General features: G+C 67.8%; 11 protein-coding genes. 6 read left to right on the forward strand and 5 right to left on the reverse strand.

The genetic code is table 11. From position 1 onward, the window contains the following. Positions 1–14 precede the first annotated feature (14 nt). The 3 genes from BLU38_RS25995 to BLU38_RS26005 are packed head-to-tail and all read left to right on the forward strand — an operon-like array spanning position 15 to position 4,394. Positions 15–2,546 carry a cobyrinate a,c-diamide synthase gene (locus BLU38_RS25995; RefSeq protein ID WP_197680288.1) on the forward strand — a complete coding sequence of 844 codons (2,532 nt, stop codon included), beginning with the start codon at positions 15–17 and terminating at the stop codon, positions 2,544–2,546. Beyond that, complete coding sequence (cobT, locus tag BLU38_RS26000; protein WP_091529034.1) at positions 2,543–3,577, forward strand: nicotinate-nucleotide--dimethylbenzimidazole phosphoribosyltransferase; 1,035 nt, start codon at positions 2,543–2,545, stop codon at positions 3,575–3,577. Before BLU38_RS25995 ends, cobT begins: the two co-directional genes overlap by 4 nt. A gap of 10 nt (positions 3,578–3,587) precedes the next feature. Further along, the gene (locus BLU38_RS26005) at positions 3,588–4,394 is read left to right on the forward strand and encodes an adenosylcobinamide-GDP ribazoletransferase (protein ID WP_091529037.1); all 807 of its coding nucleotides are present in this window, start codon (positions 3,588–3,590) and stop codon (positions 4,392–4,394) included. Here BLU38_RS26005 and BLU38_RS26010 read toward each other — a convergent pair. Beyond that, on the reverse strand, positions 4,376–4,978 hold the full coding sequence (locus BLU38_RS26010; protein ID WP_231920043.1) for a bifunctional adenosylcobinamide kinase/adenosylcobinamide-phosphate guanylyltransferase: 603 nt from the start codon (positions 4,976–4,978) through the stop codon (positions 4,376–4,378). The genes BLU38_RS26005 and BLU38_RS26010 overlap by 19 nt on opposite strands. A gap of 2 nt (positions 4,979–4,980) precedes the next feature. Here BLU38_RS26010 and BLU38_RS26015 point away from each other — a divergent pair, with 2 nt between their 5' ends. From BLU38_RS26015 to BLU38_RS26025, 3 genes are read left to right on the forward strand one after another with little or no spacing between them, the layout of a single operon-like run. Continuing rightward, the gene (locus BLU38_RS26015; RefSeq protein ID WP_091529043.1) at positions 4,981–5,961 is read left to right on the forward strand and encodes a cobalamin biosynthesis protein; all 981 of its coding nucleotides are present in this window, start codon (positions 4,981–4,983) and stop codon (positions 5,959–5,961) included. Continuing rightward, a complete protein-coding gene (locus tag BLU38_RS26020; protein ID WP_091533169.1) occupies positions 5,958–6,689 on the forward strand; it encodes a cobalt-precorrin-6A reductase in 732 nt (243 codons plus the stop codon). Before BLU38_RS26015 ends, BLU38_RS26020 begins: the two co-directional genes overlap by 4 nt. Positions 6,690–6,710: 21 nt before the next feature. After that, the gene (locus tag BLU38_RS26025) at positions 6,711–8,258 is read left to right on the forward strand and encodes an AbgT family transporter (protein ID WP_231920044.1); all 1,548 of its coding nucleotides are present in this window, start codon (positions 6,711–6,713) and stop codon (positions 8,256–8,258) included. 4 nt (positions 8,259–8,262) lie between these two features. On the opposite strand, the gene BLU38_RS26030 is transcribed toward BLU38_RS26025, so the two are convergent. From BLU38_RS26030 to BLU38_RS26045, 4 genes are all read right to left on the reverse strand, one after another. Then, on the reverse strand, positions 8,263–8,865 hold the full coding sequence (locus tag BLU38_RS26030; RefSeq protein ID WP_091529045.1) for a lytic polysaccharide monooxygenase auxiliary activity family 9 protein: 603 nt from the start codon (positions 8,863–8,865) through the stop codon (positions 8,263–8,265). Between the two features lie 267 nt (positions 8,866–9,132). After that, positions 9,133–9,651: a 2'-5' RNA ligase family protein gene (locus tag BLU38_RS26035; RefSeq protein WP_157683719.1), complete on the reverse strand. Its 519-nt coding sequence runs from the start codon at positions 9,649–9,651 to the stop codon at positions 9,133–9,135. Continuing rightward, on the reverse strand, positions 9,648–10,394 hold the full coding sequence (locus tag BLU38_RS26040; protein WP_091529050.1) for a coenzyme F420-0:L-glutamate ligase: 747 nt from the start codon (positions 10,392–10,394) through the stop codon (positions 9,648–9,650). The genes BLU38_RS26035 and BLU38_RS26040 overlap by 4 nt, the downstream gene beginning before the upstream one ends. Positions 10,395–10,501: 107 nt before the next feature. After that, entirely contained in the window at positions 10,502–12,226 is a 1,725-nt protein-coding gene (locus tag BLU38_RS26045; protein WP_172836225.1) for a hypothetical protein, read from the reverse strand. Between the last annotated feature and the right edge of the window lie 85 nt (positions 12,227–12,311).

The following is a 12,311-nucleotide window of genomic DNA, read 5'->3' on the forward strand; positions in this document are numbered from 1 at the left end:
TCGGGGGATCCGACCTGGTGCAGGCTGGCCCGCGGGTGGTGATCGCGGCGCCGGGCTCCGGACAGGGCAAGACCACCGTCGCCACCGGCCTGATGGCAGCGCTGCGGGCCGCTGGTGACCGGGTCGCCGGTTTCAAGATCGGTCCGGACTACATCGATCCCGGCTACCACGCGCTGGCCACGGGACGTCCGGGCCGCAACCTCGATCCCCGGCTGTGCAGCCCGGAGGCGATACTGCCGCTGTTCCTGCACGGGATGGCCGTACCGGACCGCGCCGACCTCGCTGTCGTCGAAGGCGTGATGGGTCTGTACGACGGGCAGCTCGGTACGCCCGGATTCGCGTCCACCGCCCATGTCGCGGGACTGCTCGGGGCACCGGTGATCATCGTCCTCGACGTCTCCGGGCTGTCCCGGACCGCCGGCGCGATCGTCGCGGGCCTCGCCGCGGCCGACCCCGAGCTGCAGATCGGTGGGGTGATCCTGAACAAGGCCGGGTCGGATCGACACCGTGCCGAGGTCGCCGCGGCCTTGGCGGAGCAGGGCTTTCCGGTGCTCGGCTCGGTGCCCCGCGACGCGGGGATCGCCGTACCGTCCCGTCATCTCGGCCTGATCCCGGCGGCCGAGCGCGGCGAGGCGGCCGACGCTGTCGCCCGACTGGCCGAGCTGCTCGCCGGGATGGTCGATCTGGATGCGATCCGCGAGGTGGCTCGACGGGCCCCCGGGCTGCGCGGCGCCCCCTGGGATCCCGCCGCGGCGATCGGTGCCCATCCGACCGCCGCCACGGATTCCGCAGCCCCGGTGGTTGCGGTCGCCGGCGGACGAGCGTTCACGTTTCACTATCCCGAGACCGAGGAGCTGCTCCGGGCTGCGGGTTGTCGGCCGGTGATCTTCGATCCGGTCACCGATCAGCGGCTTCCCGACGGTACGGCCGGCCTGTATCTCGGCGGTGGTTTCCCCGAGCTGCATGCGGCCGACCTCGCCGGCAACGACCGTCTGCGGCAACACATCGCCGACGCCATCGCGTCCGGCCTGCCGACGGTCGCCGAGTGTGCCGGCCTGCTCTACTTGTGTCGCAGCTGCGACGGCGCCCCGATGGTCGGTGCGCTCCCGGTGGATGCCGGGATGACCGAGCGACTCCGGCTCGGCTACCGCACGGCCGTCGCCGACCATGATCAACTGCTGTCACCGGCAGGTGGCACGGTCGTCGGGCACGAGTTCCATCGCACCGCCGTGCTGAGCGACGCGCCGGCGGGCGCCTCGGCCGGTTGGCAGATCGACGACCGGCCGGAGGGCTACTCACTCGACCCGTCCGGATCCGGACGCCCGACCCTCCATGCGTCCTACCTGCATCTTCACTGGGCAGGCCAGCCGCAGGTCGCTCGACGATTCGCCGACGCCGTCCACAGCTACGCACGGCGGGTGCCGCAGCCTGCCGGTGGCGTCATCGCCCCGCCCTCGATCGCCCAGCACTCGAAGGAATCGCGTCGCCGAACCGACCCGCCCGACCATGATCTTGATCATCACGGGGACCGTGAGATCGCCGACGGACTGACCGACCTGGCCGTCAACGTACGTCTTGATCGGCCGCCGTCCTGGTTGGCCGAGATCTTGCGGGGCAGTGTCGACGCGCTGGCCGGCTATCCACGCCCGGAACGGGCGATCGCCGCCATCGCCGCTGCGCACGGCGTCACGGCGGAGCAGGTGCTGCCCACAGCCGGGGGTGCCGAGGCCTTCACCCTGATCGCCCGCGGCGTCGCGGGCGATCGGCCGGTCGTCGTCCATCCCCAGTTCACCGAGCCCGAAGCCGCCCTTCGCACGGCCGGCCGAGTGCCTCGACGGGTGATCACCGATCAGGCGGACGGCTTCGCCCTCGACCCTGCGGCCGTTCCCGACGACGCCGATCTGATCATGATCGGGAATCCGACCAACCCGACCAGTGTGTTGCACCCGGCGGACCGGATCCGGCGACTGGTGGGGCCGGGGCGGGTGGTCTGCGTCGACGAGGCCTTCATGGATGCCGTGCCTGGGGAGAGGGAGTCGTTGATCGGCGGAGATCTCACCGGCATCGTCGTGCTGCGTTCGTTGACCAAGACCTGGGGACTGGCCGGTCTGCGTGCCGGGTACGCCGTCGGCGACCCGACGATCATTGCAGCGATGCGAGCCCAGCAACCACCGTGGTCGGTCTCGGTGCCGGCGATCGACGCCACGGTGGCCTGTCTCAGTGAATCGGCGCGGGCCGAGGCGGCCCGGGCCGCTGTCGACTTCGAGCCCCGCCGCCGGCTGCTGATCGTCGGCCTGGAACGGGTCGGGCTGACTGTTGTGCAGCCCGCGACTGCTCCTTTCGTGCTGGTCCGTGGCCCGGTCGGGCTCCGATCCCGACTTCGTGATCATGGAATCGTCGTCCGCCGTGGGGACACCTTCCCCGGACTGGACGCCTCCTGGATCAGGGTCGCCGTCCGGGACCCGGAGACCACCGACCAGCTGATCAAGACCCTGACGAACCCGGACCTGATGTCGTTCGGACCCGAACCGGGAGGACAGCGATGATTCCCACCATCGAGCCAGTGACACCGCCCGATCCGGCGGTGGCGAGCCATGCCCGGGAACGGATCGATGCGCTGGCCAAGCCGACCGGATCGCTCGGCCGGTTGGAGGAGCTGGCGGTCTGGCTGAGCTCGTGTCAGGGCAGCTGTCCGGCCGACCCCGACCTGCGACCGCGTGCGGTCGTCCTGGCCGGTGATCACGGCGTCGCCGATCAGGGCGTCTCGGCCTACCCGCGAGAGGTGACCCCGGCGATGGTCCGCGCCTTCGTCGCCGGCACGGCGGCAGCGACGGTGCTGGCCGAGCAACACGACATTCCGTTGCAGATCTACGATCTCGCCGTCGATGACGAGCTGAGCGGGTTGCCCGAGGAGGTCGGTCGACACAAGGTCCGGCGCTCGTCACGGCCGCTGAACGTGGAGGACGCACTGACCTCCGACGAGGCGGCCACGGCCTATGCGGCCGGAGTCGCGATCGCGGAGGAGCAGCTGGCTGCCGGGGCCGGACTGCTGATCGTCGGCGACCTCGGGATCGGCAACACCACCCCGGCCGCGGCGCTGATCGCCGCTTCACTGGGGGTGTCGGCCGCCGAGGTCACCGGCCGGGGGACCGGGATCGCCGACGAAGCACTGCACCACAAGACCATGATCATCGACCAGGCGCTGCAACGGATCGGTGACCGTGCCGCCGACCCGTGGCAACGGCTGGTCGCACTCGGATCCGCCGACCTGGTCGCGGCCGTGGCGATCATGATCACCGCGGCCCGGGCCGGCGTGCCGATCCTGCTGGACGGGTTGATCGCCGTCGCCGAAGCCGTCACCGCCGAGGACCTGGCACCCGGGCTGCTGGCCTGGTGTGCTGCCGGACATCGATCGACCGAGCCGGGGCAGCGGCTGGCGCTGGAGAAGCACGACATGCGGCCGTTGGTCGACGCCGAGATGCGGCTGGGCGAGGGCAGCGGCGCGCTGGTTGCCGTACCGCTGCTTCGCTCGGCTGCGTTGCTGATGTCGCGGATGAGTCTGTTGGCCGATCTGTGATGGGGCGACGATGGCCATAACGGCAGGGGGAGGCCGACGACTGCTCGACGCGCTGGCGGCGTCGGCAGGGCTGTTGACCGTGTTCCCGGTGCGGCCGCGACCGATCGACGCAACGCTGGCCCGCGGGATGATCATGCTCGCACCCCTCGCTGTGGTTCCGGTTGCGGTCATCACCGCAGCCCTGACCTGGCTGGCGCGGCTCGCCGGACTGCCGGCACCGGCTGCCGGTCTGATCGGTGTCGCGGCTGCGGCGCTCGGGACCCGGGCCTTCCATCTGGACGGTCTGTCCGACACCGTGGACGCACTCGGATCGGGCTGGGACAGGCAGAAGGCGCTGGACATCATGAAGCGGGGCGACATCGGGCCGATGGGTGTGCTGGCCATGATCATCGTTGTCGGATTGCAGGCGGTCAGCTTCGGGACGCTGGCCGATGATCTGCGGGGCGCGGTCGCGGTGGCGATGATCATCTGCCTGTCCCGGTCCGCGCTGGTGATCTGCTGTGCCCGTCCGGTGCCGCCGGCCCGGCAGGGTGGCCTGGGCGCGCTGGTTGCAGGTTCACTCGGGTGGCCGACGGTGCTGATCATCGTGACCGTGGCGATCGCGCTGGGCGGTGTGGTGGTCGGCCCGTGGGGAGGCACCGGGATCGTCGGTGGGCTGCTGGCGGTCGCTGCGGCGCTGGCCGTCGTGGCCGGTCTGGTCCGGCATGCTGTCCGCCGCTTCGGCGGTGTCACCGGCGATGTGATGGGCGCCTCGGTGGAAATCGGTGCGACCGTGATCGCTGTCCTGTCGTTGATCGACTATCGGGTGCTGCCATGATCATCGAGACCGCCGTCGTCGGGCTCCGCTGGGATGATCAACGGTCGACCGGCCACCATCAGCACGACCCGGTCCGACACGGCAGCGATCGTCCGATTCACCTCGCCGAGCAGGTCGGCGAAGATCCTGCCCGACCGGTAGGCGGGGACAACGCCCCAGCCGACCTCGTTGCTGACCGCGATCAGCGTACGGTCGGTGCGTCGCCACGCCTCGCGCACCGCTGCCAGCCGATCGTCGAAATCCGGCTTCCACTCCGACAGCGGAGTCTCCCAGGTCCCCAGCTCGTCGATGACGGCGGTCACCCAGGTGCCGAGGCAGTCGATCAACACTGGGCCGTCGCCGCCGCCGATGGCTCCGGCAAGATCACTGCCCTCGATCGTTGTCCAGCCCGCGGGCCGGCGGCGACGGTGAGCATCGACGCGTGCCGCCCAGTCGGGATCGGCAACCGGGTCGGGTGCAGGTCCGGGCGCGACGTAGCTGACCCGGCCGTCGACGGCCGCTGCCGTGGCGGCTTGTTCGGCGTACCACGACTTGCCGGACCGTACGCCGCCGGTGATCAACATCGTTCGTTCCGAGGAGCTCACGAATGAGGAGCCTACGACGTTGTGACGTCCGGGCGCTGATCGGCGGCCTGGTGCTCGGTTACGCCGCCGATCAAGCAATCGGCGATCCGCGGCGCTGGCACCCGGTGGCCGGGTTCGGCCGGCTGGCGACTGCTCTGGAACACCGGACCTATCGCGACGACCGGCTCGCCGGGGTGCTTCATGTCGGGCTGCTGGTCGGTGCCGCTGTCGGCGCCGGCGCGGCTGCGTCCGCCGTGACCACGGGCCGGCCCGTGTTGCGGACGGTGTTGACCGGAGCCGCGACCTGGATCGTGCTCGGCGGACGTTCACTGAACCGGGAGGCCGGCGCCGTGCATCGGCTGCTGCAGGACGGTGATCTTGACGGTGCGCGGAAACAGATCACTCATCTGGTCGGCCGGGATCCGGCCGAGTTGTCGGCCGACGAACTCGCCCGCGCGTGTGTGGAGTCGGTCGCGGAGAACACCTCCGATGCCGTTGTCGCGCCGTTGGTCTGGGGCGGTGTCGCAGGCCTGCCCGGGTTGCTCGGTTACCGGGCGATCAACACCCTGGACGCGATGATCGGCCACCGCTCGGACCGCTATCGGCGCTTCGGCTGGGCTGCAGCGCGACTGGACGATGTGGCGAACTGGCTGCCCGCTCGACTGGCCGGAGGACTGACGATGCTGTCCGCCGTCCTGGTCGGTGGTCGGCCCGGCAACGCACTGACGGCGATCAGGACCCAGGCCGGGCAACATCCGAGTCCGAACGCGGGTGTGGTCGAAGCTGCGTTCGCCGGTGCTCTGGGCGTCACGATCGGCGGGGCCAACCGCTACCACGGAGTCGTCGAGGACCGCGGCGAGCTGGGCACCGGACGACCGGCCGATCAACGTGACATCCCTCGCAGTACGTCCCTCTCGGCGCTGGTCGGCGGTGCGGCCCTGGCGGCCGCCGTCGGGATGTCCGCGGGGCATGGCAGATGGCGTCGGCCGAGGAGTCGATCATGACCATCCTGATCCTCGGTGGAACCGCCGAGGCTCGCAGCCTGGCGGCCGAATTGACCGGTGCCGGTCGACCGGTGATCAGCTCGCTGGCCGGTCGGGTCGGCAATCCGCGACTGCCGACCGGACCCGTACGGATCGGCGGCTTCGGCGGAACGGCGGGACTGATCGACTATCTCCTCGCGACGAAGATCTCGGTGGTCGTCGACGCAACCCATCCGTTCGCCGCGCAGATGTCCGACCACGCCGCCCAGGCGTCCCGCCGGACGGGCATCCCGCTGTTCCGGCTGGTCCGGCCCGGCTGGAGTGATCATCCGGTGGCAGCGAACTGGGACTGGGTGCCCGATCTGGCAACTGCCGCCGAGCACGGCACCGGCAGTCGTCGGCCGTTCATCACCACCGGCCGGCAGAGCCTCCCGGCGTTCGGATCCTGGGCCGACCGTGATGCGCTGATCCGGTTGGTCGACGTGCCGACGTCGCCGTTACCGGCCCGCTGGACGGTTCTGCGATCGCGTGGACCCTACGACCATGATCATGAACGGACGATTTTCGAGCAGCACCGGCCCGATCTTTTGGTGACCAAGGACTCCGGTGGTGACCACACGGTCGCCAAGGTGGAGGTAGCGGCCGAGCTCGGTGTCGACGTGCTGATCGTCGCCCGGCCGCCGATTCCGGAAGATGTGGCGACCGTTGATAGCGTGCCCCGAATGATCGACCTGTTGTCGGTCCGATGACGAGGAAGGGTGCGCAAGCCGTTGAGTTCCCCCACACTGACCGATCGCCCGGCCTCCAAGGGCATGCGAACGACGTTCGCGATCTTCTCCGGCATCGAGCGAGTCGGTAACAAACTTCCGCATCCGTTCTGGCTGTTCTGGATCCTGGCCGCGGTTGTCGCCGTCCTCAGCGCGATCCTGGCCGGCCTGGACGTATCGGTGATCAGCCCGGCCGACAACAAACCCGTGGTGATCAAGTCGCTCCTGTCGGCCGAGGGGCTGCAGACGATGATCGGCGACATCGTCGACAACTATGCGTCGTTTCCGCCGCTGGCAACGATCCTGACCACGATGTTGGGGATCGTGATCGCCGAGCGTTCCGGGCTCTTCGACACGGCGCTGCGGCTGACGATCACCCGGATGCCGGCCCGATTCGTCACCTTCGGGCTGTCCTTCGCAGCCATGATCAGCCACGTCGCGGGCGATGCCGCCTACGTCACGTTGATCCCACTCGGTGCGATCATCTTCCGTGCGGTCGGCAAGTCGCCGGTGCTCGGCGCGATCGTTGCGTTCGTCTCGATCTCTGCCGGCTACGACGCGTCACCGTCGCTGACCACCACCGACGTGCTGCTCAGCTCGATCACGACCGCGGCCGCGCACACCATTGACGAATCGATCACCGTGACGCCGGTGGCCAACTACTTCTTCGGACTGGCCTCGTCGCTGCTGATCGCGGTCACGATCACCGTTGTGGTGGAGACCGTGTTGGCCAAGCGGCCCGATCTGCACGTCGACGAGGACTACGTCGCCGACGAGGAGGGCGACGCCAAACAGCTGGAGATCTCGGCGAAGCAGCGGGCGGCGTTGCGCTGGTCGTTGATCTTCGGCCTGGTCTACATCGCCGCGGTCGTGGCCGTTCTGATCCCGCACGGCTCGCCGTTCCGTGGCGAAGAAGCCAGCATTCTGGAGTCGCCGATCTTTTCCGGGATGGCGGGCGTGATCGGGTTGCTGTTCGCCGGGATGGGCGCGATCTACGGTGCCGTGTCCGGCAGCTATGCCGGACCCAAGGACCTCATCGCCGCCATGATCCAGGGTTTCAAGAACATGGCGCCGATCCTGGTGCTGTTCTTTGCGATCTCGCAGTTCCTGGCCTACTTCAAGTGGACCGGGATCGGCGAGGTGATGGCGATCAAGGGCGCCGAGCTGCTCAAGGGTGCGTCCGCGCCGGGCTGGCTGATCCTGCTCGGGATGGCGGTGATCATCTCGATCATGAACTTCGTGATCACCTCCGGCTCGGCGATGTGGTCGCTGGCGGCGCCGATCTTCGTACCGATGCTGCTGCTCCTCGGGATCGAACCGGCGACCACCCAGGCCGCCTATCGGGTCGCCGATTCGGTCACCAACTGCGTGACACCGATGAGCCCCTACTTCGTGATGGCGCTCGGTTTCATCCAGCAATACCGCAAGTCGGCAGGGATCGGCACGCTGGCGTCGTTCACGATGCCGTTGGCCGCGGTGGTCTGGGTGGTCTGGATGGCGTTCTTCCTTGCCTGGTACGTGATCGGGATCCCGTTCGGACCGGCCGGCTGAGACGTCAGGCGGCGGTGATGTCCACATCCGAGCAGCTGTAGAACGCGTTCGCAGTGTCGGCGACGGTCCACACGCTCAGGATCAGATGGTGGCCGGACTTGCCGGTCGGGATCGTTCCGGCCTGGCTGAGACCGGACGTCGGCTTGTCACCGTTCATCGGTACGGTCAGGAACGGCTCGGGCTCCAGGTCGTCACGGGTCAGCGGCTTGGTCGGATCCCAACCGTCCTTAGTGATGAAGTACTCGAATTTGTCGGTGGAGTGTTCGGCGGTGAACGTCCATTCGAAGGTGTAGCCCTGGCCGGCCGTCAGTTTGGTGGTCGGCCAGTTGCCGTCCCGCGGATCGTCCAGCTGCGCGAACCGTTCGATCCCTCCGGAACAGATCGAGCCGTCAGCCGGTCCGCTTTCGGGGAAGCCCTTCGGCGCCTCGACGCTCTGCGGCTCGTACATGATGTCGCCGCATTCGGCGTAGCTGCCCTGGTCGGCACAGGTTGACTGCCGATCGGCCGGCTGAACGCTCCAACCGTGGGCGGAGGCCTGCTGGCTGCTGAGTGCGAAAGCGGGTAGAGCGAGAGCGACAGCCATCGCAAGCTTGGTGCGGACGCGCATCGAGAAATTCCCTTCGGAGATTGATGAATTCCGCCGGACCGTAGCACCGGCGGTCGCCGAATATCCATTATCAAAGGGCTCTGCATATTTGCAGACTGTGCACCGAAAATGATCTTGGGAGCGTCGGTGCTGAGGAGTCCGAAAGCCCTCACTGAGCGCCCGACAGTGCAAACCGAACCCAAAGCTGGCGTCGCGTGTTGCCACAGCATTCCGGCAGCTGGGACGGTCGTCGCCTCGCGTGCAGTCGCCCGGTTTGCGCAATCGGAGTCAGGTCACTGGCGGTTGGTCACCGAGTGGCCAGAACGCGGTGATCGATCGCAGCGGTCGGCTGCAATCGAGGACGGCGAGTGCGGTGAGATCCATCGAGTCGCCGGGACAGACCCGGTCGCCGTTGTGGGCATGCGTGACATGCGGGCGGTATCCGTCGCCGTGGTAGGCAAGCTGGATCGGCAGCGCCGCCGCTTGTCGGGCGGCCTCGAGCAGAGAAAGGTGCAGCGTCCGGAGTTGGTCCGAGATCTCGATGGTCGTCACTCCGACATCCGCGGCCGCACCGAAATGGTCGTAGTCCGCAGCGGTCGCGGTCATCGGTTTCGTGGCGTTTGCGATCCGTCGGAATGCGGTCAGGACCGCGGACAAGTTCGCCTGCGGCACGCGGATCTTCGGCAGCGTCGTCAGATGCAGCGGAACTGTGCCTTGCTCGAAATGATCGCCGACGCTGATCGGCGCCAGCGGGGCAATGACGACCAATTCGTGGTCAGCTGCTGGTCTCGGGCTGGGGGCTTTCACCGCTGGCTCCTGCCGTCGATCTTGTTGGCGTCGTGTAATGCATCGCCGATGCGAGCGGTGGGATCGTAGGCGTACTCGACGCCTCGAACGATAGCGACGGGTCGACCGGCGGATCGCTGTCCCATCATGACGGCCGCGGCTGCTGCCAGCATGTCGCAGAGTGTCTCGTCGCCGTGACTGGTGCGCAGTGGTGTGATGCCGTGGACACCGACGGCGACCTGGGTCGCTCCGCGTTTGTCCGGGCGACCATCGCTGTCGGTGATGATCACACTGACCTGGCGTCCCGTCGCGACCCGAAGGTGAGCTGCGATGCCGGCTGCACTGGCGTCAGGATCGGTCGGCAGGAGAAGGACTGCATCGGGCCCGGCCGAGTCGACGCCCGCACTTGTCAGCACGAGTCCGTTCGGCAGCCAGCCGGAGATGTGGTCACCGGAGACGGCGACGCGACGGCCGGTCGGGTCAGCCGTCTGGTCGATGATCGTCTGCACGACACGGGCGTCCCTGCGAGGGATCTGTGCCTGCAGCCGGAGTGCGCATTCGGTCGGTGTGATGGTGTCGAGGGCGGTCCTGCGACCTTCTGCCACGGAGATGATCTTGGACGCCACGCAGATGACATCGCCGTTCGCGAGCTCGCGGCCGGTCGCTGCCAGTGCGTCGGCGATGACCTGACCGACGTCGTCGCCCGGTTGAATGTCCCCGATGCCGTTCAGGGCCGTGACTGTGTACGAAGCGTCGCCGGACATGGCTGACAGTCTGTCAGTGGAGGGGCTGATCAGTTCAGTTCACGATCAGTTCCCCTGGCAGACGCCGGGCTCGGCGGCTGCCCGATCGCCGGGCGCAGATGGTCGCTTCAGGCGGAGGGTGGTGTGGGCGCAGCGTATTGCCAGATGTGTTGGGCGAAGTCGCCGCGACCGAGGTCGTGGCTGCCGGTCGCGTCGACCAGGAACACTGTGCCTTCTGGCGCCCGGAACAGGAACGTTCCGGGCTCGGCTCGTCGCCGTTTCCACAGTCCGTGGGTGATCACATTGTGCTCCCGCCGCCCGTTCGGGCCGAGCTTGTCTTCCCGGGTTTGGGCTGGGAGGCCGTCGACGTAGGGGATGTTGTGGTCAAGATCAAGATGCTGTCCGACGGACCCGGAGAACGGGAACATGCTGCCCGGATACTTCAAGAACAAGCGTTCCCGCATGGCCCTCGGGATCTCATACGAATCCACCGGTGTCAGGTCCGCCGACAGGTCGATGACGGGTTTGACGGTGATGTTGCAGTCTCCGAGCCAGTCGGCGACCAGGGTGGAGATCATCGGGCCGATGTTCTCGACCCGGGTGACGCCGAGTCCGGTGTCCAGGGTCTCTGTGGCGATGTGGACATACAGGGTGGCGTTGGGTCGGAACTTGGCCGGGTCGATCCGCCCGATCGCTCGGATCGCGAGCTCGGCGAGTTGTCGATCCTGATCAACACGCGGCAACCGTGGCGACGAGTCGTCTTGGTCGAGTGCATCGGCGGCCGGGTCGGGTGGCAGCAGATCATCGTGATCATCACGCCCGCCGAGCGGCCCGTCGGTGGTTGGGCTGTCGGTGGCTTGGCTGTCGGTGGTCGGATCGCTGGGTTCTCGATCGTCGTCTGCAGAACCAGTGGTTGAGACAACGTCAGCTGCAGCATCCTGCCCGGTCGGGCAGGCGCCGCCCATCGGCCGCGGGAGCAAGGAGTCGTCGTCGGGATCGGGGTCGAACAGGGTAGGTTCGGTGTCTTCGGCGATCATCCGGACCGCATCGAGTGGGTTGGCCAGCACGTCGATGGCGGCGGCCATTCGTTCGTCCTTGCTGCCGGTGTGGCCGCGGCGGGCGAGGATGTCGGCGATCCGGGTCACCTGGGCGTAGAACCGGATGATGGCCGGAGTCTTGGCCTTGATGAACATTCCTTTGATGCCGTGCTGGTTGCTCTGGTTGATCCAGACCCCGACCTCCTGCGCCGCCTGCTCGGCCAACTTCTTGATGGTGACCGCGTCGACCCGGATGATGATCGCCTCGAGCTGACTCAACAACCGGCCATAGCTGAACCGACCAACGAAGTCGGCGATCGACCGGTCCACATCCAACGCCTGCTCCAGGGTCAGGTGTCGGGTCTGCCGGGCGATGGTCTGACCGTCCAGGCCGTCGATCTCATAGCGACACAACCTTGCCCATACCCGCGGCAAGCGGTGCCGCAGGTCGAGGGCGTCGGCGATCATCCGTTCGGCGGTGCCGGTGGGCTTGTGCAGGTGGGCAGCGAGGTCGGTGACGCAGAACCGGGTGACCTCGGGAGTGCCGTCACCACCGGGCCGGATCGGCCGGTCACCACCGGGGATGGCGAGTTGGTGGGGTGCGATGCTGTCGGCGGGGAATCGGTCGGCCCAGTTGGCGATGCTGATCAGTCGGGAGTTCAGTCCGACGCGGACCAGCCAATCCGATGCGGTGACTTGGTCGAGGAGTTGATCGGTGGCCAGGCAGGCCGGGTCGACACCCACACCCCTCAGGGCGGTGCGCATCAGCCCGCTGCCATCGATCATGTGATCAACACTAGACACGAGGTCTGACACTTTGTGCCGGCCTGGATCCCAGCCCTGCTTGAAGATCCGACTTGGTGATCTCGGACTGTCCGGTCACTTGATCTTGGTCCGTGCG

The organism is Microlunatus soli, assembly GCF_900105385.1.
Lineage (GTDB): Bacteria > Actinomycetota > Actinomycetes > Propionibacteriales > Propionibacteriaceae > Microlunatus > Microlunatus soli.